Origin of the sequence: Mesorhizobium sp. KACC 23794, from assembly GCF_052180275.1 — a bacterium.
Lineage (GTDB): Bacteria > Pseudomonadota > Alphaproteobacteria > Rhizobiales > Rhizobiaceae > Kumtagia.
Genome location: NZ_CP197465.1, coordinates 4,055,130 through 4,079,647, shown reverse-complemented (window position 1 = coordinate 4,079,647; position 24,518 = coordinate 4,055,130). Strand labels below are relative to the sequence as shown.

Here is a 24,518-nt window from a genome sequence, read left to right as displayed (position 1 = left end):
TTTCCTTGATTAGATCGCCAGCGCGGCAAGCAGCAGGCCAGCACACACGGCCAGCGCGTTCGTCCGGCCCTTTTCCGCCAGCTTATCGCGCATCGCCCAATAGGCATCAGCCACCTTGTCGGCGAAGGTATCGGGCAGGGGGTTATAGGTAGTATCTTTATTCATGGGTTATTCTCCTTTGTTAGGGAATAGCCTCTCACAGGTAATTATACTTGTAAATGGGTTTATCGAGATAAATATATATTGACCTTAAACCATCTATGGCTCACCGTTATACCTAACCAACAAGGAGGTATAACATGAGTACAGAAATAGCCGTGCAAGGCGCGGAAACCCCAAGCGCCGCAGCAAACATGATCGCCGTCATCGAGCGGGCAGCCACAAACCCGAACGTCGATATCGAGAAGATGGAGCGACTGCTGGCGATGCAGGAGCGCATCATGAGCCGGGACGCCGAAATGGCGTTCAACACCGACTTCGCCCAGATGCAGGCTGAAATCCCATCCATTACCGAGAAGGGGGAGATTAAGAACACCGCAGGCGCCGTGCAGAGCCGCTACGCCAAGTTCGAAGACATCAATGCCGTAATCAAACCCATCCTTCAGAAGTACGGGTTCGCCATCAGTTTCCGAACCGGCTTCGAGGATAAGGCGATTTTAGTGACCGGCGTGCTTTGCCACAAAATGGGGCACAAGGTCGAAACCACCATGGCACTGCCGCTGGACAGCAGCGGGAGCAAGAACAATGTGCAGGGTGTCGGCTCATCCACCAGCTACGGCAAGCGGTATACGATGTGCGCCCTGCTCAACATCTCGACCGGTGGCGAGGACGACGACGCCCAAACCGCTGAAGTCAGCTATATCAGCGAAACCCAGCGCGACATCATCCTTGAGAAGCTGGACCGCGCAGGCAAGACAGCAGCAGACCTCTGCAAATCCCTAAAAATCGAGACGTTGACCGAAATCCGCTTGGAGTGGTTCGACAGCGTGATTGCGAAGATCGGCCAAAAGTCTGCCGCCTAGATGTACTTCATCATCGACACCATAGAGCGCCGGAAGGCGGCTGCGGCCTATGTTGCCCGCCTGCCTTCCTCACCGCTGCTGGGCGTGGAGGTCAAGCCGCATCGCCGATCCCGCACCGTGGAGCAGAACCGCCTCTATTGGATGTGGGTTCACGTCGTCGCCGACTATACCGGCTATGACGAGCAGGAGCTTCACCTTCTGCTGAGAGAGCGGTTCCTCGGATACGAGCCGATCGAGATACACGGCAAGACCGTGCACACCCTCAAATCCACCACCGAGCTGACAGTCCGCCAATTCACCGAGTACCTGAATCGGCTGGGGCGGCTGGCCTACTACCTCGACATCGTACTGCCATACCCGGACGGGGCGGATTTCGCCCTGGGCCGATAACCAACATAGGAGAGCCCATGAATTGAACATCGAAGAACTACGCCTTGAGCAAGGGAGCCCCGAGTGGCACGCCGCCCGCACGGGCTGGGTAACGTGCTCCGAACTTTCGAGCCTGATGGCCAAAGGCGAGGGCAAAACCCGAGCAAAGTATATGCGTCAGCTGGCCGCCGAGCTGCTTCTAGGACGCAGCGCCGCCAGCTTCACCGGAAACGTCTACACTGAGATGGGCAAGGACACCGAGCCGAAGGCCCGGGAGTTGCTGGCCGCCGAGTTGGGCCGGGACATCACCGAGACCGGCATCATTCGCAACCACGACATCGGCCTGTCATGCTCCCCCGATGGCCTCATCGGAGACGACGAGCTGGCAGAATTCAAATGCTGCATTCCGACGGTGCAAATCGAGCGGCTGGAGAAGGGGACACTGCCCACTGACTACGCCATGCAGGTGCAGGGCAGTCTGTTGGTCACCGGTCGGAAGGCGTGCTGGTTTCAGAGTTACTCGCCGGAACTACCGCGCCTCGTCGTTCGCGTAGAGCCTGACGAGGCGAAGCATGCTGAAATCCGCGAGGCGGTCGCCGCCTTCCGTATTGAGCTAGCCAGGCTGGTAGCCAACGTGAGGAGGAAATACTGATGCCACGTTGCCCTCTCATAATGTCCGGCGCCGACAGTGAATTGCTCCGGAACATCGAAAACCTCCAAATTTCCCTGTTCCGCCGCTTCATGGCGGAACCGGAAAGCCGGGAAGCACTCATTGCGGACATGATATCGCTCAAGGCGAGAGAAAATGAACTCCTTGGCACACTGCCACTCACCTTCCCGGAGCAACCGCCTCCACAGCGCCGGATCAGCAACAGCCTCACCAGTCCGGCAGCATTGGGACGGTTGGCTTACTTCCAGCCCGGGCGCGGCTAACCCCGGAGATTTTCGGCGTGCCGCAACAGCTTCTTGCGGTCGTTGCCGTAGCGTTCAATCAGGGCCTTTGCCTGCTCCGCTGAGATGCCTGCTTCCTTGGCGAGATAGTCGACCTCGTAGGGCTGACCGCCAGCAACGAACTTGCGGTCTCGATTGCCAGTCTTGGATTTGTCGTCGGCCATAACTGCCTCCTTTGGGTTGCCATGCGGGCAAACGAAGACAGAGTCCGAGGGTTCCCAATCGTGGGTAGGTGGCTATGACCAGCAGTTCGCGATCTTCGCGCCGGTCTCGTTCGACATCCAGATAGGCGGCATCATTCGGCTGTTGAAGACGCCAGCTTCGACCTTGTCGGGCCCACTCGGCATCATTGTCTCAGCCATGATGTCCGGCTTGGCCAGGTCGCTGTGCTCGTGGAGCCCGGACGCGTGGAAGAACTCGTGCACGGCCATGACAACCTTCATGAAATCACCATGCTTGGAATTCAGCGGCAGGAAGATGTAGGCCCTGACCAGGCCATCGGTCGTGGCTTTGTATTCCGTCGCGCCCTTGTTTCCATTCGCTGGCAGGCTGCCCGTGCCGGGCGGGATACTTTTTCCCCGGTCGAAGGTGTAGCTGCCATTGACCGCAGCGACGAGGATGTGGGCCGAAGCCTTTTCTTCAGGCTTTGCCGCCCTGATTTTGACTTTCAGGCTGAGGGCGGTTGAAAGGGCGTTAAACCGCGTCTCCGCAGTCGAAATGGCGGTGGACCAGCCGGAAGCGGTGCTGCCGACATCATAGATCAGGATGCCGCCGTTCCGGACGGTCTCCTCCCATTTGGTGAATTGTGCGCCACCGCTCATTCGCTTCTCCTTTGGCAGCCCACTAGCTGCGTTGAGCGTCAGCCTATCGTGAAAGTGCCAGCATCGAAGGCCAGCAGCAAGGGGCCAGGAGGTCCGAGCTTCAGCCGAGCAACTCTCTAGTCCGCTCCAGCAGCTCCGCCTCAGTCCCGTACCGCACCTCAAACGATTTCTGACCTTTGTGGATGGCGTGACCATAGGGCAGGGGCGATTGAGCGGAGTGATGGGCGAAACACAGCGGAATCGCCTGAGAGTGGTCGGCACGCTGGCCCATGCCTTGACCGGCACGAGGATGATGGATTTCAGCGGGGGAGCAGCACCGTTCGCCGGTATCCGGGAACACCACCACGCAGCCAAGGGCGGCTAAGCGGGAGAGGTGGGCACGGTCGGCAGAATTCACGCTGCAATTTTAGCAGACTTCATTCGTCCTGACACGAACTGCATGTATTCGCGGGTGCCCATCAGCCGGCGAACCTTTGCCAAGTTCCGCCCGTCGACACCGTACACAAACTTGCGCCCTTGACCGATCACGGCATCATTGAACAACCGGATGACCTTCTCAGGCCGTTCTTTCTGGAGGCGATCGGCAAAGCCGGCGAACATAAAGCCTACGAACAACCTCTGGGGGCTAATCGCGATCGCGAAGTGGCCGTCGAACCGGCCTAAGCCATTGGTCATCACCACCGGATGATCAGACGTCATCAGCTTCTTGCGGCTGTCACCTATATCAAGCACACACCATTGAGCGCTCATGAAGAGCTTCGTCACGCTTTCCAACTGCATCATGTCCACCGCCAGGACAAGAGCGCTCCGTTCGAGGTTTGCCGCGCCGAGCGTGGTCATGTATTCCCCCAAAGTCGGCGGCAGGTCGGACCTGCGAAGAGCCTTATATTCGGCTTCCAGGTCAGGATCGGTGGCTAAGAGATTGCTGGTGTAGTGCTCCTTCATCAACCTGATTTCCTCAGGTGTCCGCATGACTACGGACATAAGGAAGCGTGCCCACGCCTGCCGCTCCGGGCCGGTCGGGATAACACCTCGCAGCAGCATGTCGCGAGCATCGGCGGCAGTCTTATCGACGGTGCCCATGAAAATCCGCTCGATGTTCTGCCGCGTCTCCGCTGTCGCGCCGGGTATGCTGTAGAGATCGTCCTCATAGCCGGTCGACTTGGTCCCGCGCCGCCGCGACCGGATTTCCCCGGTCGGCGGCACGTGCCCGTATTCCTCAAGCTTGTGGTCAGCCCCGAGCCAAGGCCGCAGGTAGAACTGCGGAATGTAATGGTGCCTGCGGTGAGACATGATCGCACGGGTGGCCGAACTAGAGGTTGAGGTCTTCCAAGGTCAGATTCAGCTTCGGACCCCGGGTGCGCTTCAGATCAGGGTCTTTCAGCTCTTCCAGCGTCACGAACCTTCCATCACGCTTGACGCACCACTGGCGGATCGAACTCAGCGAAACCACGCCCCCGTTCTTCTTGCTGAAGTGTTTCTTACGATTCTGGACTTTCTCCATCGCCGGCTGAAAAGGGCGACCCTTGCGCGGCGGAACCAGCTTCCCGTCCATGTAGAAACCGTCGGCGCGAATCTCGCCTTCGGCGTCCGGCTTGCCTTCGTTCTTGTCGGCCTCAGCGAGGAACAGGTACAGCTTCTCGCCGACCGGCAGCCGAATTCCCTCCTTGTAGTCGATCAGCTTGGCGCTGGAGGCCGCAGGGGCAGGGGCCTTCTGTAAGGGCGTCAGCGACCGAACTAATATCTGGGATTTAGTGTCGTCGGGGCTCCTTCTCAGTCCTTCGATCAGCCGCACCGCTTCGGCGGTTAGGCCCGCAAACTCAACGTAGCTCTCGGTTGTCATGGGTTTGCTCTCCAGGCGTTGTAATGCCCGACTCATATCAGAGAAAATCTAACATGCAAGTCATAGAACTAATAAAAGTTGTTAGCGCTAGGAGATCAGTGCAATTGGCGTGCGGACAGCTCCTGCCTCTCTTTCCACGCGAACACGATCGGATCGTCATCGCCGTAAATGAAGGCGAGACGGCGAATGTCCTCAGCACGCTCGCGGGCCTCATCGTGACCCTCATCGAATTCCGGCCAGCAATAGACAAAGAAGCCAGCCAACCAATTGGTCAGCGGCCACGCCAAACCGAGGGTCAGAATGTCCAGAAAGGTCGTAAGGAAACGCATCGTCGATAGATGGAGCGGGCTACTTGCCACCGCCAGCGGCAGAACGGGGCATATCGGGCGATTAAGCACGAAACCTTTTGCGGGTGCCGCCGTTGGTAGACGCTATGGGCCGTGTCAATCAGGCACGACGGTTACAGGGTGAACAGTAGGGTTTTCCTGATTTCTCTTACTGGCCAACGAAACGGCAGGCGAGCACATGTCCCGTCCGGCCCATAGCAACTCGCCTCAATCCCGGTACGACATCAGAGGGTGCCACCCTCCAGCAAGCCAGTGAAAAGCTCGTCACACCATTTCCGGCGTTGCTGGATTAGTTCGGCGTATCGCTCACATTTCCACGAGGCCAGGTCCGCGCAAATCTCTTCCAGCGACAAAACGTCATGAAGACCCCTTGCTTTGATGATTTCGCTCCGGGCTTCCGGCGACACGGAGCCCCAAATGAGGATTGCTCCCTCAGTCGCAACGCTTTGTTTTTTAACGAGAACCGTTTGATCAGCAGTTGGACGCGTGGCCTTCAGGAAAGCTTCAAATGCGGGCTTTCGGTGATGATCGAGTTGTGAAGAGTGGCCAAGAACGAAGTATTTAAAGTTATTGTATTCAATCTCGCATTTCATCTCACTTACATAAGTGTTGCCGGTCTTGCGATCTTTAAGAGTGAAATCGAGTGTATAGCTCTCACCATCTGGTGTTTTGATTGTTGGACGGCCGAGGTTTTCATATGGCGACCGCCCGTCGTTGGCCCAGAGTTTGACCACGTCCTCTGAGAAGATGCCGAAGACCCTTGAGAGGAACTTCTCACGCTCTCTGCCCCCTTGGTTCTCCGACTTAAAAATGGCGCGAAGGCGTTGAGGCATGTTTTGCTCTCGGTGGGCTCGGCCTGCCGTGTAGGCAACTATCGCACATTAGATATCCGACCTTCTCCGCAGCCACCAGTCAGACCTTCGAGCCGCCGTCGCCGCGCAAGAACGTTCCCGCCGACCGCCAGCCGCACGTCGCTCAGGAAGTTGCCAAGATCGGCGCCGTCACGAACGCCGCGGCTCCACCACCCCGCCGCCTTCTGGACAGCCCAGATCGGATAGTCCCGGCAGGCGTCCATCCAGACCTTGAGGGTGAGGGCAACTTGCTCCTCACTCGACCGGCTCCGGAACGGCAACTCGACCATCGCCACCTGTATCGCTTCTTTCAGCAGTAGGGGCTGGGAGTTGGCGGGTTTCATCGCCTGATCCAGAAGGCCCAAACACTGCGTCAAGTGCGTCCTCTCTATCTCGGTCAATGACGGTGCGGGGATCGACCGGAGCGGGCGCCCCTCCATGTCCTTCGGTGTCGATTCCAAACAGCTCAGCCACTGCGCGACGGCCAGCGGCAGCCACGACGTCGTAGCGTTTGCCGCCACCTTGTCCGGATGTTCCGCCAGCAGGTTGCGGGCCGCGTCCTTTGAGCCCGGAAACGCGACGGCAGTGGCTCCGCCAGGTCGCAGGCCAGTCGGACTTGAGACCACCACCGGCAGCGTTGCCGCTTGTCCAGTAGTCGCAGAAGTCGTCCCACTCGAACTTGACGCGGGCATCGTCCCATCGGAATTGCGCCTTTGCCCATTCACGCCAGCCGAGGTTGTAGTTTGGATTGTCCGCGAAAAACTGGACAAGGCGGATTCGAGGGTTTGCACGGGAAGGGGCTTTCGTTGGTTTGGACTCCGCTGAGAGAGAGATAGTGGTTGTTGAGTTAGTGTCTGTAATGGTTTGGCTGTTTTGACCAAAGCCTTTGGCTGATTCAGCCGAACCTATTGGTTGTTTCAGCCAAAGGTCCCAGCCGAGGTCGGTGACGCAGTACCACGTGGTGCGGGCGTACATGCCTTCGCTGTAATTGGCAGTTTGCACCAGACCGGCATCGACCAGCTTTTGCAGGGACGAGCGGAGGGTGCCTTCGCCGATGAAGGAGAACTCCTCCAGCCATTCGCGGCGGCTCATGTACATCCACGCCTTGCCGTCGCGCTGCCGGTCTGGCTTGCTTTTATTGTGGTTGCACCAGTAGCCGATCGCCTGAAACAGAATGGCCGGTTCAAGCCCGTACTTGTGGGCAATATCCACGTCGAAGGTCTGGAGGTTCATGCCGCAACGCTCACGTTGGACAGAAGCGTGTTGTCGTTTGCAATTCTTGCCCGCGCCAGCTCCGCGTAGGTCGGATTGAGCTCAATTAGGACGGCATCCCTGCCGAACTTGTCGGCGACCAGGCCAGTTGTCCCGGCGCCGCCGAATGGGTCCAGCACCGTGCCTCCGGCCGGACAGCCTGCGAGAATGCAGGGCTCAATCAGATCTGCTGGAAATGTTGCAAAGTGGGTGCCGCGATAGGGCTTGGACGCCACAGTCCACACATCGCGCTTGTTGGCGCCTGCGATGTTCCCGAGAGGATCGAGGCGAGGTTTCCGCTCTCCACAGGAGCTGCCAAAGTTTTCGGATTTCACCAGTCCAGAGGCATCACCCCTTGGCTTCCGGCTGGCGCCGAAGGTGGTGTGCGTCTTGGCGGCGAGGGGTGTCCGAATGGCGTCGGCGTCATAATGGTAGCGCGGGCTTTTGCTGAACAAGAAGATGTATTCATGGCTCTTGGTTGGCCGGTCCGAGACGCTTTCCGGCATCGGGTTCGGCTTGTTCCAGATAATATCACTACGGAGAATCCAACCGTCCGCCTGCAGGGCGAAGGCAACTCGCCACGGGATGCCGAGGAGATTTTTGTAAGGGAGCCCCGTCGATCGCTTCGCGTGGACCGGCATGTGGTCGTTGCGGCTCTGCTTCGGCCATCTCTCCGGGTCTCGGCTTCCACAACCACCGCCAGCATAGGTATCACCGAGGTTTAGCCAGAGAGTGCCATCGTCGCGTAGTACGCGCTTCACTTCGGCAAAGACCTCCACCATGGCGGCGACGAAGTCTCCCGGATCGCTTTCGAGGCCAACTTGGCCGGGGACCCCGTAGTCGCGCAAGCCAAAGTACGGCGGGCTGGTTACGCAGGTATTGATTGAGTTTGGGGCTAATTCTGAGAGACGTTGCCGGCAATCGCCGACCAAGATTGAAACTGACACATACCGAACTTCCGATTATTTGACGCCGAACCGTTAAATCGTCTGGGCGGCGCGGTTCGGTGCGGACCGCCCATGAATCATTCACGCACACCCCGCTGTATACGTCCAATACTTTCTTATAGTCCGTAAAGCCCCGTTGTAATACTTCGGGAGTTGGTTCGCAGGGCCTATACTGCGGCATGGCCCGGCCCGACCTCATCAAGACCATTACCGACCCGCTCGACCGCATCGCCGGTCGCGGACACGGCTTTTCGAAGGTGTATGACGACTACCTTTCCCTCTGCTGTCACGCGCTGGCAAAGCAGGAGCGGGAGTATATGGAGATCACCAAGCGCTACCCGAACGATCGGAAAGTTGGCGAGCGCGAAGCCGACCTTTTCGCGGAGGCCTTTGCCGCTTGGCAGATGGCGTTGAAGGACGAGTACCGGGACTATCTCGGCGAGATTTATGAGAGCCGGGTGTCGCTTGGTGAAAACGGCCAGTTCTTCACCCAGGAATCATTATGCGAACTGCTGGCGGCGATGACCACAAAAAAGCTCGAAGACGGGCAGCGAGTTTATGACCCAGCCTGCGGGAGCGGTCGCACCCTTCTGGCGGCGACCAGGCGCAACCGGCTCGCATCCTTCCATGGCGTCGACCTCGATCTGCGTTGTGTGAAGATGACCGCCCTTAACATGCTTTGCCGGAATGTGAACGGCGAGGTGGTGTGGGGAAATGCCCTGACCTTAAAGGCTTACGGCGGCTACGAATATCACCGGACGCCCACTGGCGGCGTGCTGGAGTGGTTTGGCGAGAACCGCGCACAGCAGCTTATCGTTCAAGGCCTGACAGAGAAGATCGAGCAGCCAAAGAAGGCGCCAGAACCGGAACCCGAAGCCCCCCAGGAGTCCGAGCAATTTTCGCTCTCGCTGTGATCCAGCCCCTGCAACCCCAAATTCTGAAAAGACATCTTGGGTTCAACCGCAGGCCGATTCACCCCGGAGTCGCCATCTGCCAAGATGGGGATTCATGCCAGTTTGTGGGGACAGGATGGTCATCGAGTTTTACCGAAAGAACGCCACGGCGCCGCAGGACTATGACGTCTACGTCGACGAACTTGGCAGGATCACCGGCCAAATAATTACGAAGAACCGCGTTTTAAGGGTGGTTGTGCATATGATTGGCAACAATTGGAATACGTTTCACGCGGAAGCCATTTTGACGATCCTCCTGCCCTATAAGCTGGCAACCGTGGCGTTTTACGATTTTCCGGACGACTAGCGCTCGATCGCCTTGCGGTAGGGGGTCAGCTTCTCCTTCCGCACGTCCCCGACATCACCCTTGTCGAGAATATCCTCCCAACCAGCCTTTACGCCGCCCTTGCCGGGCCACTCATCACCGGTCTTGGGATGCCTATAGGTAAATCGTGCCACCCTTTTGCGGCCCTCTGACAGACCGGCGGGCAGGCGTGGACCGGACGTGGGGGCACCAAGCTTTGCCAACTCGGCTTCAACCTCTTTCCGCTTTGCGTCCAGTTCCGAGCGCAGCTCCTGCTTGCGGGCTTCGACCTTTTCCGCGCGCAGCTTTGTCGCCTCATCAATGAGGGAGGAAAGGTCGTCGAGCGAATAATCTGACAGGTCGAGTGGTTTTGGCATCGAAGCCTCCAAAAGCGATTTGCGACGTATAGCGGGATTCGCCGCCTTCGCGATAGTGCTGAGCCTTTAGGCAATATCTAAAGTATACGTTAAAATGTATTTACAACTGTAAATAGTAGGAGCAATATACCCCTATAAAGAAAGTCAAACCCATGAAATCCGACCACATTTACACCTGCAAAGGCAAGCAGCGCGCCGTATTCGTTTCTGCCTACGGTGAAACCATCGCCTTTAACGTCGAGCGTGCTCCCGCTGGCACCTTCCTCGAAATGACCGATGACGCCGCCGATGTTGTCCGTTCCGGCAAAGCCCAATGGCACCGCGTCAACACGCTTGGTGGCTTGCTGACTGGGGCGACCGCCATCCGCCTCTCCGTTGGCGAAAGCCCCGATGGCTTTACCCGCCTTGCCATCGCTACCGCGAAAGACCCAATGGACGGCGTCACGGGATCGCTCACGCGCATGAACGCCCAGCTCGACACTGCCAACCGCGACCTGCGCGCCTGCGTGGCGCTGGCGGCTTAAGGGGAGGGGTGACGATGTACGAAACTCCCTACGGCGACAGGTACCAAGTCAAGCACGGCGACCGTTGCGTAACTGTCTTGGCGTTCAGTCGGAAAAACGCACGGCTATCCGGAAGCAGGAAACTCGGCGTGGGTCCGGGACAGGTTTGGGTCTCCGAGAGCCCACAAGCTGAGGCGATACAGAAGTCCGCCGACGAGCATTTTGATCGGCACGAGGACTGACCCATGCAGGCGCAGCTCTCCTTTTGCCGACCTAATCGTCCCGAAGGAGACTGCGCCAGCATGAACGGCTTGCGGGCAGCTAGAACGGTTACCCAGCAGCCAACATCTGCCTATGAATAATGCGATGGCAGTTTGCGCAAACGGCCATCAAGTGGGATGTCTTGCTCCGGTGTCCCGGCTTCATCTTCGCAACGGGAGTATCGGAGTGGTGAACCTCGATACAAGCGTCACCGAACGGTCCCAGTGTTTCAGGATCTAGCCCGCACACCTGACAGATGAGTTTACCGCCGTTCGCGACGCGGAATCGGCTCTTGAAGTCCCTGACTAACGCCGAGCTTCTCTCCTTTTCGAAATGGAGGCGCAGGACCGCCGTGCCCTCTTGAACCGAGTCGTCGTCCGCATCCTCATACCATTCTGCTTTAGGTACGATTCGGTAACCGGCGCGCTGGATGACCTTGAAACAGATTGTCCGACTTCCTCCCTTGAAATACTCGGGGATTGCCGGTTGTCGGATGACCTCCTCAAGCGCTAGCCCAAACACCGCTTTAGGCGGGAGACGTTCTCCAGAGGGCAAAAGTACGTCGTAATCGGTGGAGCGGCCAAACGCGTGCGTCTTGCCGTCACGCAGCGCTGAAACTGCCCGGTGAATCATGTCGGCTTTAACTTGGTACAGCGTGTACGCGGGAAGTCCGCGCTCTTGCCTTGGCATCGTCCCACCCAAAGAAGTGCAAAGGAAAGGATATTACGCGCCCGTGGCTATCGCCACCCCCACCCTCCCACCCTATAGGGTGCGATGTCGGAGCACCGGGGAGCGTGCCAGACCTTTCTGCACCGTCGAGCCACGTGTCTCGCCGACATGCCCCGTTAGCCCGGATACGAGGCCTGCGTGCCCGCAGCGTGCCCACGCATCGGATTAACTAGCGGAAACAAAACTCTAGGCGATCGGGGGAACGATACGATCGCCTATCGGATGTGAAGGGGCGGCCCGGCGTCGAGACTGGGCCACCTAGCACGCCAAGAACGGACTCTCTCAAGGTATATTCACGTCAAGGTCGATGATGGCGCGCGACCCGAAGCGAATCTGCTTTGCCGGGACCTCTTTCGTGACTTCCTTGCTTGTCACGGCGTCATAGGTCTTCCCGTTCGCTTCCACCGTGATCTCGTAGACCTTGTCGGTGCCGACCAACTTGCCACCGCTCGATGGAACGCGATTGCGGTTTGGAAACAGCAATTCCTTCAATCTGCTGTCGTAGGGACGCGGGCGAATGATTCCGGCTGTCGCTGGCAGTGGCGTGGCCGGCTTGTCGACCTCGCTTATGTTAACTTTCGCCATCGCAACCGGCTGCTTGCTGCGCACCAGCACAGCGACCCATGCTTGCGTCTCGTCCAGTTTCGGCGCCTCTACGTCCTCGCGAATCTGACTGCGAAATCCGAGCGCCACGAGGATGCGGTTGACGCCTACACTGCCTCCCGCGAGAATCATCGCAGTTATCGCCGAAGTGAACCAAGTGCTCCGCGATGCCTCGCCGACAGCCTGCGGATTATAAGCGTCGAACAGTTTCGCCATCAGGTCGAGATCAAAGTTGCGCACTACCATCAGCGCTCCAGCGAACATGATCGGCGTACGCCAAGCTTTTCCGACGAAGAATTCCTGAAAAAGCCGCCAGTTAAATAGCAGCGCGAAAGCACTCTCGAGAAGGAGGGCGAGCACGAACGCCGTCACTAGGATGGTGAAGGACTTGTTGAGAGAATCCGGCGGAATTTCCGGCGTGGTGCCAAGCGAAACCAGATACTCCGTGTCCTTGCCGTCCGGACAGCTTTTGTCGGTCGCTACTGCGCCGCCAACCTTGAGCGTTACTTTCGCGGGTGCCATTCCGGCCGGCGCGGTGTAGAGTGCATGAGTGATGCCGTTCGACGCGATAGTCTCTATATTTTTCTTGTCCGTCGGCACAACTACCTGAATGCAACTGCCGGATTCTATGATTGTCGCTTGCCCCGGCTCTACGTAGACATCCTTGGTGGTCTCCTGTGCGTCGACGGCACCGATTCCGATTGAGACGATGGCAAGCGAGAGTATAAGCCGTTTGAAAAAAGAACCCATAGATTTCCTCCTCCAATATAGTTGGCTGAGAATAGCAGTTATTTCTTTCAAGGCGAGGCCGTTTCGCAACCTTTCTGTGAATTTGTCGGCTCTCAGCAGTGGTCGTGTGCGGGTGCGGGGCCTTACCAGCCAATCGCGCTGGCCCGTGTTCCACGGCAAAGCGATCGACGCCCGGTGATGATGCCTCGACCTTGGTCACGTTGCCGCCATATTCGGATGAAATTCCAAAGCTCCGGGTACTGCCGTGAGAGGCAGTCATCACGCGGAATTGCGTCGCGATCACCGGAATTGAGGTGACGCCCGGTCATGGTTGGTCAATTGTTAAGATTGGCCGATTTAGTCTCCGGACGCATGAGGTCCGTGGTCGAAAGCAGGAAATAGTCCGGAATGTCAAACACCCCCAGCCGTCGCTCGTTTCTTACCGGCACTGCAGCCGTTGCAGCATCCCTCTTCGCGGGCAGCGCCTTTGCCGAGGACGCGGACGCTGTTGGCAACGTTCTGAAATCGTCGCGCCGCGGCAACTGGGACGATGAATTCGACGCAAAGGCGACGGCCGGCGCCAAGGTCACGTCGCGCACCCCGATCTTCAGCCAGCAGACGGTTTCCTACATCGAAGCGGCGATCGGCCAGTATCAGGGCATCGTTTCGGCCGGCGGCTGGCCGGTGGTTCCCGCCAACAAGAAGCTCAAGCTCGGCGTTGCCGATTCGGATGTCGAGGTGTTGCGCAAGCGCCTGATGGTGTCGGGCGACCTTTCACCCAATGCCGGCATCTCGCCCTCGTTCGACACCTATGTCGACGCCGCGGTCAAGCGCTTCCAGGCGCGCCACGGCCTGCCGGCGGATGGCGTCATGGGTCAGTACAGCTTCAAGGCGATGAACGTCTCGGCGCAGGTCCGGCTCGGCCAGCTCGAGACCAACCTTGTGCGCCTCCGCTCGATGTCCGGCTTCCTCGGCGACCGCTACGTGATGGTCAATGTTCCGGCCGCGCAGATCGAGGCGGTCGAGGGCGACCGCGTCGTGTCACGCCACACCGCGATCGTCGGCAAGATCGACCGCCAGACGCCGATCCTCAATTCCAAGATCAACGAGATCATCGTCAATCCTTACTGGAACGCGCCGGAATCGATCGTCCGCAAGGACATCATCCCGCTGATGCGCAAGAATCCGAAATATCTGGTCGAGAACCATATCCGCATGTTCGGGCCGAACGGGGAGATCGACCCGACGACCATCGACTGGTCGACGGAGGACGCGGCAAAATTCCGCTTCCGCCAGGATCCGGGCGCGATCAACGCCATGGCCTCGGTGAAGATCAACTTCCCGAGCCCCGAAAACGTCTACATGCACGACACGCCGTCGCAGGGCCTGTTCAACAAGCTGATGCGCTTCGATTCTTCGGGCTGCGTGCGCGTCCAGAACGTGCGCGACCTCGTGGTGTGGATTCTGCGCGACACGCCCGGCTGGACTCGGCAGCATCTCGAGGCGACGATCAAGGCCGGTGAAAACACGCCGGTCCAGGTGGTCAATCCGGTGCCGGTGTATTTCACCTACATCTCCGCCTGGTCGACCGGCGAGGGCGTCGTCCACCTGCGCGACGACATTTATGCGCGCGACGGCGTTGAGGAACTGCAGATCACGTCGGCGCTGTAAGCAGATATTCGGGCAGAAACCAAGGCCGCCTGAAATGGCGGCCTTTTTCGTGTCCGACCGAAGGCAGCTCAGCTATCGAATCGGATGAGTCGAAGATGCTCTTTCGAGCAACTGAAGGTGAACCGCCCCACAGCCCGCTCAGTGTTTCAGGCTGTCCCGCGGATAATAGCGCCCGTCTGCCGATTTCCGGAACATCTCGTGCACCTGCGGATGGCGGACCGGTTCTCCGGACTGGTCTTCGAGCAGGTTCTGCTCGGAGACGTAGGCGATATATTCGGTGTCGGAATTTTCCGCGAGCAGATGGTAGAACGGCTGGTCCTTGCGGGGACGCACCTCCGCGGGAATCGCCTGGTACCACTCTTCGCTGTTGTTGAATTCCGGATCGATGTCGAAGATGACGCCGCGGAATGGGAAATGCCGGTGGCGCACCACCTGGCCGATTCCGAATTTTGCCGCCTTCATATTGATCATGGTAAGCACCTTGCGTCCTTATTTGGCGCAACCGGCCGGCAATTTCAATCCGTCAGCTTGACGCCTTGCCGAACAACGGGTTAGCGCCGCCTCACCGCCAACCGCGCGAGAGTCATGTACGACGTCATCGGCCTCGTCATCCCGTTCTTCGGGCTCATCTTCATCGGGTTCTTCGTCGCACGGCTGACGCGGCAGCCGCTGGAGGCGCTCGGCTGGATGAATATGTTCATCCTCTACGTTGCGCTGCCGGCGCTGTTCTTCCAGCTGCTGGCCAAGACGCCGATCGAGCAACTGACCGCCTGGGGCTTTATCTTTGGGGCCGTCTTCTCGACCTACGTCATCTTCTCCTTGATGTTCGTCGGCTCGATGCTGGCGTCACGTGGCGACATCGGCCAGTCGATGCTGCGCGGCCTCGCTGCCGCCTACGGCAATATCGGCTTCATGGGGCCGGGCATCGCCCTGCTCGCGCTCGGCGAGGAAGCGGCGGTGCCCGTAGCGCTGATCTTCTGCTTCGAGAACATCATGCATTTCGCCGTGGCGCCGATGATGATGGCGTTGGCCGGGGGGAGGGGCGAGCCGCCTATGCGGCTTGCGCTCGGTGTGGTCCGCAAGATCGTGCTGCATCCCTTCATTATTGCGACGGCAGTCGGCGTCGCGGCTGCGGCGTTCGAATTTCGTCCGCCCATGCCGATAGAGCGCCTGCTGGATTATCTGGCGCGCGCCGCAGCACCTTGCGCCTTGTTCGCCATGGGCGTGACGCTGGCGCTGCGCCCGTTGCGGCGGATGCCTATGGAACTTGCGCCGATCGCCATCCTGAAGCTCACGGTGCATCCGGCGCTCTGCTACGTGGTACTGAGTTGGATCGGCGACTATCCGCACGGCTGGATCTACACCGCCGTGCTGCTCGCCTCGCTGCCAACCGCCACCAACGTCTTCGTCATTGCACAGCAATATGGCATCTGGGTCGAGCGCGCCTCGGCAAGCGTGTTGATCACCACCTGCCTGTCGGTGTTTTCGGTGACGGCGCTGCTCTACCTGATCACCACCGGCGCGCTACCGCCGGACCTGTTCCCGAACCGTTGAGAAGAATGACGAAAAGCCGCTGCCCGGCCTCAACCCTTCGCGCATGAACAGAGCGCGCAGCGGAGCGAATGCGCCAAGCGCGCCGAGCCCCGCGCTCCGCGCAAGCTGCGCCGGCAGGAGATCGGACAGCAGCGAGCGATTGAGCAGGCTGACCGCGCCGGTGCGGGCCAGAATGTCGGGCCGGCGTTTTGTATCATAGGCCGCCATGGCTTTGACGTTTCCTGGGTCGTCGCGATTATTTGACGCGATTTCAACAAGTTGATGGATATCTCTCACGCCTAGGTTTAACCCTTGGGCGCCGATCGGCGGAAACATGTGCGCGGCCTCGCCGACAAGCGCGATGCGGTTTTTCGCGAATGCCGCCGGCAGGCTGGCCGACAGCGGATAGATCTGGCAGGTCGAATCGACCGTCACCTTGCCGAGCATGGATTGCATGCGCTTTTCGACAATGCGGGAAAGTTCTTCAACCGGCAGGCTCGCCAGCCGCTCGGCCTCTTTCGGCGGCATGACCCAGACGAGGCTCGACCGGTCGCCCGGAAGCGGAACCTGCGTGAACGGGCCGTTCTCGGTGTGGAATTCGGTGGACGTGAAGGCGTGGCCGCGTGTGTGGGCGAAACTCAGCACCAGCGCCGATTGCGGATAGGTTTTTGTCGAGACTCGGATGCCCGCCGCGGCGCGGGCCGGCGAGTTGCGACCGTCGGCGGCGACAGCGAGCTTCGCGGCAACCGCTGAACCGTCGATGAGCCGCGCGGCAACCTGCGCTTCGTCAATATCCCATCTCTCAACCAGCGATTCGTGCCAGCGGATATCCGGCGACTGCCGCACGGCCGACTCCAGAGCGCGGTTCAGCACCTGGTTCGGGATGTTCAGTCCGAAGTGTGGCTCGCCGATCTCCCCGGCATGGAAGGTGACAACCGGACTGCGCACCAGCCGGCGCGTGCCGTCGACGATCCGCATGATGCGCAGCGGTGCCGCCTGGGGTTCGATCTCGGAGAGCACCCCGACGCTGTCGAGAACGGCCAGCGCCGGCGCCATCAGCGCCGTCGTCCGCCCGTCGGCCCGGTTTGCTGCGGGACCGGCCAATGCCACCGAAAACCCGGTGCGTGAAAAGGCCAGCGCGGCGAGCATGCCCGCCGGCCCGGTTCCCGCCACGATGACATCGGTGCTTTCGCTGTTTGCTGCCATGCGTCCGCTACCCGGTTGCAACCGCCTATTGGTATATGGTCCGGTGCGGTTCGGATCAACGCGGCGGTTTGGCCACAGGCAGGTTATGAGCAGCGACGGTTTTGATTTTCCGGCTCTCGATCGCAGCGGACGCGCGGCGGGACGCCTGTCGGCGAAGCCGGCGCCTGCCGTCTGGATCGTGCTTGCCGTGGCGATCGGGCTGGTGTGGACGGGGCTGGCTACACTCGCCTTGCGCGGGGTCGAGACGCGGCCGCCGGGCGAAAGTCTTGCCGGCGACGGGTTGCTGGGCGGGTTAGCGTCGTTGCCACTGCCGGCGTTCATGGATTATTTCGTTGCCCTTTGCCTCAATCCGGTCACGGCGGCCGGATCGACGCCCGGCCAGTTCCTCCTCGCGACTGCGATGTGGTTCCTGATGGCCGTGGCGATGATGCTGCCCTCGGCGGCGCCGATGGTGAAGACCTATTGCGAGATCGCCGACACGGCCGCCGCGAAAGGCGAGTCTGCGGTTCACCCGCTCGTGCTGGTCGCCGGTTACCTCTCCGTCTGGCTGGCGGCGGCGGTCGGTTTTGCCCTGCTCGACCTGGTGTTTCGCTCGGTGTTTTCCGCCGCGCCATTCGCCTCGGCATCGCCATGGATAGCGGCCGCGCTGCTCACCATCGCCGGCCTCTACCAGTTCAGCGCGCTGAAGGAAGCCTGCCTGAAAAAATGCCGGATGCCTTTCCCGATCCTGTTCTCCCGCTGGAGCACGAGGCCCGCCGCGATCTTCCGGCTTGGCGTCGACGAAGGCGTCTGGTGCTTCGGTTGCTGCTGGGCGCTGATGCTGGTGATGTTTGCCGTTGGCACCATGAACCTGTTCTGGATGGTGCTGCTGGCGCTGTTTGCCGTTGTGGAAAAGCAGATGCCGGGTCGGCTGGTCGGCAGGCTGGCCGGAACGATCCTGCTTGTATGGGCCGGCGCGCTGCTGTTTACTGGCGCGTGAGAATCCAGGGGAGCGAGATGGCGGAGCCGAGCTGGGCGATGAAAGGAGAGTTGGTACTCTCCTGCAATTGCACCGTTTTCTGCCCTTGCGTGCTGTCGCTGGGGTCGCACCCGCCGACGGAAGGCTATTGCCAGACCTGGGCGGGATTCCGTATCGATGCCGGCCATTTCGGCGAGGTCGACCTGTCCGGCCTGAACCTCGGCCTGATCATGGAAATCCCCGGTTATATGAGCCGGGGTAACTGGACCGCCGGCCTGTTCGTCGACAAGCGCGCCTCGATCTACGCGCAGAAGGCATTCGCGAAAATCTTCTCCGGCAAGGCGGGCGGCACCACGTCGCTGCTGTCTATCCTCGTCGGAAAGTTCCTTGGCGTCGAGCAGGCGCCGATCACCTACGAGACGCAGGACCGCACGCGAATCTTCCAAATCCCCAAGATCATCGACGGTGTGGTTACGCCGGTGCCGGGCAAAGAGCGCGGCAAGGATACGGTCATCACCAATTCAGAATACTGGATCGCGCCGGAGATCATCGTCGCCAAGGCGGAAAAAAGCCGGATGCGCGCTTTCGGCCGCAACTGGAATTTTGCCGGACGCTCTGCCGAGATCTGCAAGCTGGATTGGCACGGACCGTGACCGGCAAACCGCTTTCCCAGCGCATTCCCAAGCCGAAGAAGAAGGTGACGTGGCCGCAGGCGCGGGCGTTTTCCGTTCATCTGCTGACCGCGTCCGGCTCGTTCCTGGCTTTCCTGTCGCTGGTCGCCGCCAGCGAGGAACGCTGGACGGCGATGTTCTGGTGGCTGGGGCTGGCGCTGTTCGTCGACGGCATAGACGGGCCGATCGCGCGCAAGCTGGAGGTCAAGGAAATCCTGCCGACCTGGTCGGGCGAACTGCTCGACAACATCATCGACTACGTGACCTACGTGCTTATCCCGGCCTTCGCGCTTTACCAGCGCGGGCTGATGGGTGAGGGGCTTTCGTTCCTGTCGGCCGCCATCATCGTGGTGTCGAGCGCGATCTACTACGCCGACACCGGCATGAAGACGAAAGAGAATTTCTTCAAGGGTTTTCCGGTCGTCTGGAACATGGTTGTGTTCACGCTTTTCGTCATCGAGCCCGGCGAGTGGATTTCCTTCGCCGTGGTGGTAGTCGCCGGCATCACCACCTTCGTGCCGGTCTATTTCATCCACCCTGTGCGCGTGGTTCGGCTGCGGCCGATCAATCTCGGCGTGACGCTTTTGTGGTGCGCCTTCGGCGCGCTGGCGCTTGCAGAGGCCGCGCTTGCCGCCTGGTACAACAAGATCGGGTTGCTGACGGAAAATGTCAGCTTCTTCACCAAGGTCGGCATATCGGTCAGCGGCATCTATCTTTTCTGCATCGGCATCGTCATGCAGTTCTTTCCCAACCTCGGGGCGAAGAAGGGATAAGGCAGGGGACAGTTTACTTTTTGCCCCTCGCAACTATCTTGAATGGCGATGCCCCTGGGGGCAAAAAGTAAACTGTCCCCGGCACTTACCTCCGGAGTTCCGATGTCCAAAGCAGTCCGCATACACGCCCATGGCGGCCCCGAAGTCCTGACTTATGAGGATGCCGATCCCGGCAAGCCCGGTCCGGGGCAGGTGATTGTCGCCCATAAGGCAATCGGACTGAATTTCATCGACGTCTATTATCGCACCGGCCTCTATCCGCCGCCCAACGGCCTTCCACTCACGCCCGGCGGCGAGGCGGCGGGCGTAGTCAAGGAGATCGGCGAGGGTGTCCAAGGATTGAAGGTCGGCGATCGCGTCGCCTACACCACGCCTCTCGGCGCCTACGCCGAAGAGCGCGTGATCGCCGCCGACCGGTTGGTGAAAGTGCCGGAAGGCGTCAGTGACGAGCAGGCGGCAGCGGCGATGCTGAAGGGCCTGACGGCAGAATATCTTCTGCGCCGGACCTTTGCGGTGAAGCCGGGCGACACGATCCTGTTCCATGCGGCGGCCGGCGGCGTCGGCCTGATCGCCGGCCAGTGGGCAAAACATCTCGGCGCGACCGTCATCGGCACGGCGGGCTCCGCCGACAAGGTGGCGCTGGCGAAAAAGCACGGCTACGACCACGTGATCGACTATCGCGACAGCGACTTTGTCGCGGCGGTGAAGGACATCACCGGCGGAAAACTCTGTGACGTGGTCTATGACTCGGTCGGCAAGGATACGTTTCCCGGCTCGCTCGATTGCCTGAAGCCGCGCGGCATGTTCGTCAGTTTTGGCCAGTCCTCCGGCCCGATCCCGCCGTTCGCCATGAGCATCCTGTCGCAGAAAGGCTCGCTCTACGCGACACGGCCGACGCTGTTCACCTACATCGCCAAGCGCGAAGAGCTGGAAGCGGCGGCTGCGGCGCTGTTCGGCGTTATTGCGGACGGCACGGTCGAGATCGTCGTCAATCAGCGCCACAAGCTTGCCGACGCCGCGCGCGCCCATGCCGATCTGGAGGCCCGCAAGACCACCGGCACGACCGTGCTGATCCCCTGATTTTCTTGAAGCACTTTCAAGAGCCGTACGCTTTGCGTTCGCGCCGCGTCCGTCCTACGATGGTCTCGGGAACATAAAACACAGCTGGCAAACAGACTGGGGGCACCGTGAGTGCACAAAACGGCGGGCAAGCCGCGCCTCTGCTTGAGGTGCGTGGCCTCACAAAGATATTCGGCGCGCTGAAAGCGTGCGACCATGTGGACCTGACGGTCGGCAAGGGCGAGATCCATTCGCTGCTCGGCGAAAACGGCGCGGGCAAATCGACCCTGGTGAAAATGCTGTTCGGCTCGCTGGAGCCCAATGCCGGCGAAATCCGCTGGCAGGGCCAGCCGGTGCGCATCGCCAGCCCGAGCGCCGCAAGAAAACTCGGCATCGGCATGGTATTCCAGCATTTTTCACTGTTCGACGCGCTGACCGCGGCCGAGAATATTGCGCTGTCGCTCGAAGGCGACACGCCGATCTCGACCATTGCGGCGAAGGCGCAAGCGCTGTCGCATGCCTACGGCCTGCCGCTCGATCCGTATTCGCTGGTCGGCGATCTTTCGGTCGGCGAGCGCCAGCGCATCGAGATCATCCGCTGCCTGTTGCAGACGCCGCAACTGATCATCCTCGACGAGCCGACCTCGGTGCTGACGCCGCAGGAGGCCGACAAGCTGTTCGAGACGCTCGACCGGCTGCGCGCCGAGGGAAAATCGATCCTCTACATCTCGCATCGCCTCGAAGAGGTGAAGCGTATGTGCGACGCGGCGACCGTGCTGCGGCACGGCAAGGTGGTCGGCCATTGTGATCCACGCAAGGAGACCGCATCGTCACTGGCTCGCATGATGGTCGGCAACGAGGTGCAGGCTGTCGTGCGTCAGCCGGTGGCAGGGATGGACAAGGCCGCGGCGCTTCTGGAGATTCGGAACCTGGCTCGTACGCCGGCAACGCCGTTCTCGATCCCGCTGCGCGGCATCAGCCTGAGCGTGCGCGCCGGCGAGGTGATCGGCATCGCCGGTGTTGCCGGCAACGGGCAGGGCGAGTTCTTCGAAGCGGTCTCCGGCGAGGCGATGCAGGCGGATGCCGGCACGATCCGCATTCGCGGCAAGGATGCCGGGCGCCTGTCGATCACCGGCCGTCGCCTGCTCGGCGCAGCCTTCGTGCCGGAGGAACGGCTCGGACATGGCGCGGCGCCGCGCATGAAGCTTTCCGAAAACCTGCTGTTGTCGCGTTACGCGACCGACCATAAGGCCTTCGTCGGGGCTGGCGGCATGGTCAAGACATCAGCGGTCGATGCGGCCGCGCAGCGCATCATCGAGGTCATGGACGTGCGCAAGAGCGCCCGCGACCCCGAGGCCGCAGCACTTTCGGGCGGCAATCTGCAGAAATTCATCATTGGCCGCGAGTTGGACCGCCGGCCCTCGGTAATGGTCGTCAACCAGCCGACCTGGGGCGTCGATGCGGGCGCGGCGGCAAAGATCCGTCAGTCGCTGATCGAACTGGCGCGCTCCGGTTCGGCCGTGCTGGTGATCAGCCAGGATCTCGACGAGTTGTTCGAGATTTCCGATGCCATCGCGGTGATGCACAATGGCGCATTGTCGAGGCCGCTGCCGATCGCCGAAGCGACGTTCGAGAAGATCGGCCTGCTGATGGGCGGGGCCGAACCCGGCCATGCCGCCGTTGGGATGGAGACAGCCTGATGCGCGTCGAACTCGTCAAAAGGCCGCAGCAGTCGGCGCTGTTTTCGGCGCTGTCGCCCTTCATCGCGCTGGCGCTGACGCTGATCTTCGGCGCGATCCTGTTTTCGCTGCTCGGCAAGAACCCGATCGACGCGCTCTATTATTATTTTGTCGACCCGCTGCGCGAGACATGGTCGCTGGAGGCGCTGACGGTGAAGGCCGCGCCGCTGATCCTCATCGCCGTCGGACTGTCGATCTGCTACCTCTCCAACAACTGGAACATCGGCGCCGAGGGCCAGTTCGTCATCGGCGGCATCGTCGGCTCGATCCTGCCGGTCATGGTGCCGGAGTTCCAGGGGCCACTGCTTTTGCCGCTGATGCTGATCATGGGCATGATCGGCGGCGCGCTATACGGGGCGATACCGGCGCTGCTGAAGACGCGCTTCAACACCAACGAAATTCTGACCAGCCTGATGCTGGTCTACATCGCCCAGCTTTTCCTCGACTGGCTGGTGCGGGGCTGGTGGCGTGATCCAAAGGGCAACAATTTTCCGCGCTCCATTACCTTCAGCGACGACGCCGTTCTGCCAAAACTGTTGCCGAACGGCGACTCGGCCAATCTCGGCATCGTCTTCGCGCTGGTCGCGGCGGTGCTTGCCTGGATACTGGTTACTCGCACGTTGAAGGGTTTTGAGATCCGCGTACTCGGCGGCAGCCCGCGGGCAGGGCGCTACGCGGGTTTCAGTTCCTCGAAGATGGTGTTCTTCGCCTTCATGGTTTCCGGAGCGCTGGCGGGACTGGCCGGCATCTCGGAGGTCTCCGGCGCGATCGGCTATCTGCAGCCGACCATCTCGCCCGGTTATGGATTCACCGCCATCATCGTCGCCTTCCTCGGCCGGCTTAATCCGCTTGGCATCATCGCTTCCGGCCTGATCCTCGGCCTCACCTATCTCGGCGGCGAGGCGGCGCAGATCTCGCTCGGCCTCTCCGACAAGGTGGTCCGCGTCTTCCAGGGCATGCTGCTGTTCTTCGTGCTCGGCTGCGACACGCTCATCCATTATCGCGTGCGTTTTGTCGGCTTCGCAGCGCCGAAGCCGGTCGAGACGCCTGCTCTCAAAGCGGTCGAAGGAGCCTGACCATGGGCATCGCTGAAAGCATCCTTCTCACCATCGCCACGGCCGCCACGCCGCTGCTGATCGCCGCACTCGGCGAACTGGTGGTCGAGCGCTCTGGCGTGCTCAATCTCGGCGTCGAGGGCATGATGGTGATGGGCGCGGCCTGCGGTTTCGTCGCCGCCGCGCTGACTGGCTCGCCATGGATCGGCGTGCTCGGCGGCATAGCGGCCGGCGCGGTTTTCTCGCTGCTGTTCGCCTTCCTGACGCTCTCCATCGCCACCAACCAGGTGGCGACGGGCCTGTCGCTGACGCTGCTCGGCCTCGGCCTGTCCGGCATGATCGGCGAGAATTTCGTCGGTTCGGCCGGAGAGCGGCTGCCCAGCCTCTACATCCCGGTCCTGTCCGACATTCCGCTGATCGGGAAGCTGGTGTTCGGGCAGGATCCGATCTTCTACATGTCGATCGCGCTGACGGCGGGCGTCATCTGGTTCCTGTTCCGGACGCGCACCGGGCTGACGCTGCGCTCCATCGGTGACAACCATGGTTCGGCGCACGCGCTCGGCATCCCGGTCATCCGCTACCGCTACCTCGCGGTGATCTTCGGCGGCGCCTGTGCGGGGCTCGCCGGTGCGCATCTGTCGCTGGTCTATACGCCGCAATGGGTGGAGAACATGACGGCCGGCCGCGGCTGGATCGCGCTGGCGCTGGTCGTGTTCGCGTCGTGGCGGCCGCTGCGCGTGCTGGCCGGCGCCTACCTGTTCGGCGCGGTGACGATCGGCCAGTTGCATGCGCAGGCGCTGGGCCTCGGCATACCTTCTCAACTGCTTTCTGCGCTGCCCTATCTGGCAACGGTCATCGTTCTCGTACTAATTTCGCGCAATCGACGGCTTACGATGATGAACACGCCGGCTTCGCTTGGCCGCGCCTTCGTGCCTGACAGATAGGGTAGGGAATTGTAGAAGAACCATAAGGGCAGAAGCCCGCCATTGCTC

General features: G+C 60.6%; 31 protein-coding genes. 16 read left to right on the top strand and 15 right to left on the bottom strand.

Annotated features, from left to right (window positions below; genetic code table 11):
• Window positions 1-9: 9 nt before the first annotated feature.
• Window positions 10-165 (bottom strand): hypothetical protein, encoded by a 156-nt coding sequence (locus ACSBOB_RS20045; RefSeq protein WP_442577840.1) that lies wholly within the window; start codon window positions 163-165, stop codon window positions 10-12.
• Window positions 166-299: 134 nt separating this feature from the next.
• On the opposite strand from ACSBOB_RS20045, the gene ACSBOB_RS20040 reads away from it, so the two are divergent.
• Genes ACSBOB_RS20040 through ACSBOB_RS20025 form a run of 4 tightly spaced genes read left to right on the top strand, consistent with a single transcriptional unit; the run spans window position 300 to window position 2,324 of the window.
• Window positions 300-1,022 (top strand): ERF family protein, encoded by a 723-nt coding sequence (locus ACSBOB_RS20040; protein WP_442577839.1) that lies wholly within the window; start codon window positions 300-302, stop codon window positions 1,020-1,022.
• Window positions 1,023-1,412, top strand: coding sequence for a hypothetical protein (locus ACSBOB_RS20035; protein ID WP_442577838.1), 390 nt, complete (start codon window positions 1,023-1,025; stop codon window positions 1,410-1,412).
• Between the two features lie 22 nt (window positions 1,413-1,434).
• Window positions 1,435-2,043 carry a lambda exonuclease family protein gene (locus tag ACSBOB_RS20030; protein ID WP_442577837.1) on the top strand — a complete coding sequence of 203 codons (609 nt, stop codon included), beginning with the start codon at window positions 1,435-1,437 and terminating at the stop codon, window positions 2,041-2,043.
• Between the two features lie 20 nt (window positions 2,044-2,063).
• A complete protein-coding gene (locus ACSBOB_RS20025) occupies window positions 2,064-2,324 on the top strand; it encodes a hypothetical protein (RefSeq protein ID WP_442577836.1) in 261 nt (86 codons plus the stop codon).
• On the opposite strand, the gene ACSBOB_RS20020 is transcribed toward ACSBOB_RS20025, so the two are convergent.
• From ACSBOB_RS20020 to ACSBOB_RS19980, 9 genes are all read right to left on the bottom strand, one after another.
• Complete coding sequence (locus tag ACSBOB_RS20020) at window positions 2,321-2,506, bottom strand: DUF3606 domain-containing protein (RefSeq protein ID WP_442577835.1); 186 nt, start codon at window positions 2,504-2,506, stop codon at window positions 2,321-2,323. The genes ACSBOB_RS20025 and ACSBOB_RS20020 overlap by 4 nt on opposite strands.
• 72 nt (window positions 2,507-2,578) lie before the next feature.
• Window positions 2,579-3,163, bottom strand: a complete 585-nt coding sequence (locus tag ACSBOB_RS20015) for a hypothetical protein (RefSeq protein WP_442577834.1) — start codon at window positions 3,161-3,163, stop codon at window positions 2,579-2,581.
• Window positions 3,164-3,263: 100 nt separating this feature from the next.
• On the bottom strand, window positions 3,264-3,503 hold the full coding sequence (locus tag ACSBOB_RS20010) for a Ref family recombination enhancement nuclease (protein ID WP_442583779.1): 240 nt from the start codon (window positions 3,501-3,503) through the stop codon (window positions 3,264-3,266).
• 53 nt (window positions 3,504-3,556) lie between these two features.
• The gene (locus ACSBOB_RS20005; RefSeq protein ID WP_442577833.1) at window positions 3,557-4,456 is read right to left on the bottom strand and encodes a DUF4238 domain-containing protein; all 900 of its coding nucleotides are present in this window, start codon (window positions 4,454-4,456) and stop codon (window positions 3,557-3,559) included.
• 19 nt (window positions 4,457-4,475) lie between these two features.
• Window positions 4,476-5,006: a hypothetical protein gene (locus tag ACSBOB_RS20000; RefSeq protein ID WP_442577832.1), complete on the bottom strand. Its 531-nt coding sequence runs from the start codon at window positions 5,004-5,006 to the stop codon at window positions 4,476-4,478.
• Window positions 5,007-5,101: 95 nt separating this feature from the next.
• Window positions 5,102-5,335: a hypothetical protein gene (locus tag ACSBOB_RS19995; protein ID WP_442577831.1), complete on the bottom strand. Its 234-nt coding sequence runs from the start codon at window positions 5,333-5,335 to the stop codon at window positions 5,102-5,104.
• Window positions 5,336-5,577: 242 nt separating this feature from the next.
• Window positions 5,578-6,186 carry a hypothetical protein gene (locus tag ACSBOB_RS19990; protein ID WP_442577830.1) on the bottom strand — a complete coding sequence of 203 codons (609 nt, stop codon included), beginning with the start codon at window positions 6,184-6,186 and terminating at the stop codon, window positions 5,578-5,580.
• Between the two features lie 273 nt (window positions 6,187-6,459).
• A complete protein-coding gene (locus ACSBOB_RS19985; protein WP_442577829.1) occupies window positions 6,460-7,437 on the bottom strand; it encodes a hypothetical protein in 978 nt (325 codons plus the stop codon).
• A complete protein-coding gene (locus ACSBOB_RS19980) occupies window positions 7,434-8,402 on the bottom strand; it encodes a DNA-methyltransferase (protein WP_442577828.1) in 969 nt (322 codons plus the stop codon). The genes ACSBOB_RS19985 and ACSBOB_RS19980 overlap by 4 nt, the downstream gene beginning before the upstream one ends.
• A gap of 179 nt (window positions 8,403-8,581) precedes the next feature.
• Here ACSBOB_RS19980 and ACSBOB_RS19975 point away from each other — a divergent pair, with 179 nt between their 5' ends.
• Both ACSBOB_RS19975 and ACSBOB_RS19970 read left to right on the top strand, forming a co-directional pair.
• Complete coding sequence (locus tag ACSBOB_RS19975; protein WP_442577827.1) at window positions 8,582-9,316, top strand: N-6 DNA methylase; 735 nt, start codon at window positions 8,582-8,584, stop codon at window positions 9,314-9,316.
• A gap of 115 nt (window positions 9,317-9,431) precedes the next feature.
• Window positions 9,432-9,662, top strand: coding sequence for a hypothetical protein (locus tag ACSBOB_RS19970; RefSeq protein WP_442577826.1), 231 nt, complete (start codon window positions 9,432-9,434; stop codon window positions 9,660-9,662).
• Here ACSBOB_RS19970 and ACSBOB_RS19965 read toward each other — a convergent pair.
• On the bottom strand, window positions 9,659-10,036 hold the full coding sequence (locus tag ACSBOB_RS19965) for a hypothetical protein (protein ID WP_442577825.1): 378 nt from the start codon (window positions 10,034-10,036) through the stop codon (window positions 9,659-9,661). The two genes, ACSBOB_RS19970 and ACSBOB_RS19965, sit on opposite strands and share 4 nt — an antisense overlap.
• A gap of 152 nt (window positions 10,037-10,188) precedes the next feature.
• Here ACSBOB_RS19965 and ACSBOB_RS19960 point away from each other — a divergent pair, with 152 nt between their 5' ends.
• Window positions 10,189-10,560 carry a hypothetical protein gene (locus tag ACSBOB_RS19960; protein WP_442577824.1) on the top strand — a complete coding sequence of 124 codons (372 nt, stop codon included), beginning with the start codon at window positions 10,189-10,191 and terminating at the stop codon, window positions 10,558-10,560.
• A 309-nt stretch (window positions 10,561-10,869) separates the two neighbouring features.
• On the opposite strand, the gene ACSBOB_RS19955 is transcribed toward ACSBOB_RS19960, so the two are convergent.
• Together ACSBOB_RS19955 and ACSBOB_RS19950 are read right to left on the bottom strand one after the other, a co-directional pair.
• Window positions 10,870-11,490: an HNH endonuclease gene (locus ACSBOB_RS19955; protein ID WP_442577823.1), complete on the bottom strand. Its 621-nt coding sequence runs from the start codon at window positions 11,488-11,490 to the stop codon at window positions 10,870-10,872.
• Between the two features lie 321 nt (window positions 11,491-11,811).
• A complete protein-coding gene (locus ACSBOB_RS19950) occupies window positions 11,812-12,882 on the bottom strand; it encodes a hypothetical protein (protein WP_442577822.1) in 1,071 nt (356 codons plus the stop codon).
• Between the two features lie 387 nt (window positions 12,883-13,269).
• Between ACSBOB_RS19950 and ACSBOB_RS19945 the strand changes: the two genes are divergently transcribed.
• Window positions 13,270-14,532 (top strand): L,D-transpeptidase family protein, encoded by a 1,263-nt coding sequence (locus ACSBOB_RS19945; protein WP_442577821.1) that lies wholly within the window; start codon window positions 13,270-13,272, stop codon window positions 14,530-14,532.
• A 138-nt stretch (window positions 14,533-14,670) separates the two neighbouring features.
• On the opposite strand, the gene hspQ is transcribed toward ACSBOB_RS19945, so the two are convergent.
• Window positions 14,671-14,994, bottom strand: coding sequence for a heat shock protein HspQ (hspQ, locus tag ACSBOB_RS19940; protein ID WP_442583778.1), 324 nt, complete (start codon window positions 14,992-14,994; stop codon window positions 14,671-14,673).
• Between the two features lie 123 nt (window positions 14,995-15,117).
• Between hspQ and ACSBOB_RS19935 the strand changes: the two genes are divergently transcribed.
• Window positions 15,118-16,086, top strand: a complete 969-nt coding sequence (locus ACSBOB_RS19935) for an AEC family transporter (protein WP_442577820.1) — start codon at window positions 15,118-15,120, stop codon at window positions 16,084-16,086.
• On the opposite strand, the gene ACSBOB_RS19930 is transcribed toward ACSBOB_RS19935, so the two are convergent.
• Entirely contained in the window at window positions 16,057-17,271 is a 1,215-nt protein-coding gene (locus ACSBOB_RS19930; RefSeq protein ID WP_442577819.1) for a UbiH/UbiF family hydroxylase, read from the bottom strand. The genes ACSBOB_RS19935 and ACSBOB_RS19930 overlap by 30 nt on opposite strands.
• Window positions 17,272-17,356: 85 nt before the next feature.
• On the opposite strand from ACSBOB_RS19930, the gene ACSBOB_RS19925 reads away from it, so the two are divergent.
• The 7 genes from ACSBOB_RS19925 (at window position 17,357) to ACSBOB_RS19895 (ending at window position 24,470) form a co-directional block, all read left to right on the top strand.
• On the top strand, window positions 17,357-18,250 hold the full coding sequence (locus tag ACSBOB_RS19925; RefSeq protein WP_442577818.1) for a DUF2182 domain-containing protein: 894 nt from the start codon (window positions 17,357-17,359) through the stop codon (window positions 18,248-18,250).
• A gap of 17 nt (window positions 18,251-18,267) precedes the next feature.
• Entirely contained in the window at window positions 18,268-18,882 is a 615-nt protein-coding gene (locus tag ACSBOB_RS19920; protein WP_442577817.1) for a DUF1326 domain-containing protein, read from the top strand.
• Window positions 18,879-19,673, top strand: coding sequence for a phosphatidylcholine synthase (pcsA, locus tag ACSBOB_RS19915; RefSeq protein WP_442577816.1), 795 nt, complete (start codon window positions 18,879-18,881; stop codon window positions 19,671-19,673). Before ACSBOB_RS19920 ends, pcsA begins: the two co-directional genes overlap by 4 nt.
• 102 nt (window positions 19,674-19,775) lie before the next feature.
• Window positions 19,776-20,753: a quinone oxidoreductase family protein gene (locus ACSBOB_RS19910; protein WP_442577815.1), complete on the top strand. Its 978-nt coding sequence runs from the start codon at window positions 19,776-19,778 to the stop codon at window positions 20,751-20,753.
• A 107-nt stretch (window positions 20,754-20,860) separates the two neighbouring features.
• A complete protein-coding gene (locus tag ACSBOB_RS19905; RefSeq protein ID WP_442577814.1) occupies window positions 20,861-22,432 on the top strand; it encodes an ABC transporter ATP-binding protein in 1,572 nt (523 codons plus the stop codon).
• Complete coding sequence (locus ACSBOB_RS19900; protein ID WP_442577813.1) at window positions 22,432-23,547, top strand: ABC transporter permease; 1,116 nt, start codon at window positions 22,432-22,434, stop codon at window positions 23,545-23,547. Before ACSBOB_RS19905 ends, ACSBOB_RS19900 begins: the two co-directional genes overlap by 1 nt.
• A gap of 2 nt (window positions 23,548-23,549) precedes the next feature.
• Window positions 23,550-24,470 carry an ABC transporter permease gene (locus tag ACSBOB_RS19895; protein ID WP_442577812.1) on the top strand — a complete coding sequence of 307 codons (921 nt, stop codon included), beginning with the start codon at window positions 23,550-23,552 and terminating at the stop codon, window positions 24,468-24,470.
• Window positions 24,471-24,518 lie beyond the last annotated feature (48 nt).

Coding starts and splice junctions, on each gene's coding strand:
- ACSBOB_RS20045 (WP_442577840.1), bottom strand. CDS start 165: ATGAATAAAGATACTACCTATAACCCCCTGCCCGATACCTTCGCCGAC.
- ACSBOB_RS20040 (WP_442577839.1), top strand. CDS start 300: ATGAGTACAGAAATAGCCGTGCAAGGCGCGGAAACCCCAAGCGCCGCA.
- ACSBOB_RS20035 (WP_442577838.1), top strand. CDS start 1,023: ATGTACTTCATCATCGACACCATAGAGCGCCGGAAGGCGGCTGCGGCC.
- ACSBOB_RS20025 (WP_442577836.1), top strand. CDS start 2,064: ATGTCCGGCGCCGACAGTGAATTGCTCCGGAACATCGAAAACCTCCAA.
- ACSBOB_RS20020 (WP_442577835.1), bottom strand. CDS start 2,506: ATGGCCGACGACAAATCCAAGACTGGCAATCGAGACCGCAAGTTCGTT.
- ACSBOB_RS20015 (WP_442577834.1), bottom strand. CDS start 3,163: ATGAGCGGTGGCGCACAATTCACCAAATGGGAGGAGACCGTCCGGAAC.
- ACSBOB_RS20005 (WP_442577833.1), bottom strand. CDS start 4,456: ATGTCTCACCGCAGGCACCATTACATTCCGCAGTTCTACCTGCGGCCT.
- ACSBOB_RS20000 (WP_442577832.1), bottom strand. CDS start 5,006: ATGACAACCGAGAGCTACGTTGAGTTTGCGGGCCTAACCGCCGAAGCG.
- ACSBOB_RS19995 (WP_442577831.1), bottom strand. CDS start 5,335: ATGCGTTTCCTTACGACCTTTCTGGACATTCTGACCCTCGGTTTGGCG.
- ACSBOB_RS19990 (WP_442577830.1), bottom strand. CDS start 6,186: ATGCCTCAACGCCTTCGCGCCATTTTTAAGTCGGAGAACCAAGGGGGC.
- ACSBOB_RS19985 (WP_442577829.1), bottom strand. CDS start 7,437: ATGAACCTCCAGACCTTCGACGTGGATATTGCCCACAAGTACGGGCTT.
- ACSBOB_RS19975 (WP_442577827.1), top strand. CDS start 8,582: ATGGCCCGGCCCGACCTCATCAAGACCATTACCGACCCGCTCGACCGC.
- ACSBOB_RS19970 (WP_442577826.1), top strand. CDS start 9,432: ATGGTCATCGAGTTTTACCGAAAGAACGCCACGGCGCCGCAGGACTAT.
- ACSBOB_RS19965 (WP_442577825.1), bottom strand. CDS start 10,036: ATGCCAAAACCACTCGACCTGTCAGATTATTCGCTCGACGACCTTTCC.
- ACSBOB_RS19960 (WP_442577824.1), top strand. CDS start 10,189: ATGAAATCCGACCACATTTACACCTGCAAAGGCAAGCAGCGCGCCGTA.
- ACSBOB_RS19955 (WP_442577823.1), bottom strand. CDS start 11,490: ATGCCAAGGCAAGAGCGCGGACTTCCCGCGTACACGCTGTACCAAGTT.
- ACSBOB_RS19950 (WP_442577822.1), bottom strand. CDS start 12,882: ATGGGTTCTTTTTTCAAACGGCTTATACTCTCGCTTGCCATCGTCTCA.
- ACSBOB_RS19945 (WP_442577821.1), top strand. CDS start 13,270: ATGTCAAACACCCCCAGCCGTCGCTCGTTTCTTACCGGCACTGCAGCC.
- hspQ (WP_442583778.1), bottom strand. CDS start 14,994: ATGAAGGCGGCAAAATTCGGAATCGGCCAGGTGGTGCGCCACCGGCAT.
- ACSBOB_RS19935 (WP_442577820.1), top strand. CDS start 15,118: ATGTACGACGTCATCGGCCTCGTCATCCCGTTCTTCGGGCTCATCTTC.
- ACSBOB_RS19930 (WP_442577819.1), bottom strand. CDS start 17,271: ATGGCAGCAAACAGCGAAAGCACCGATGTCATCGTGGCGGGAACCGGG.
- ACSBOB_RS19925 (WP_442577818.1), top strand. CDS start 17,357: ATGAGCAGCGACGGTTTTGATTTTCCGGCTCTCGATCGCAGCGGACGC.
- ACSBOB_RS19920 (WP_442577817.1), top strand. CDS start 18,268: ATGGCGGAGCCGAGCTGGGCGATGAAAGGAGAGTTGGTACTCTCCTGC.
- ACSBOB_RS19910 (WP_442577815.1), top strand. CDS start 19,776: ATGTCCAAAGCAGTCCGCATACACGCCCATGGCGGCCCCGAAGTCCTG.
- ACSBOB_RS19900 (WP_442577813.1), top strand. CDS start 22,432: ATGCGCGTCGAACTCGTCAAAAGGCCGCAGCAGTCGGCGCTGTTTTCG.
- ACSBOB_RS19895 (WP_442577812.1), top strand. CDS start 23,550: ATGGGCATCGCTGAAAGCATCCTTCTCACCATCGCCACGGCCGCCACG.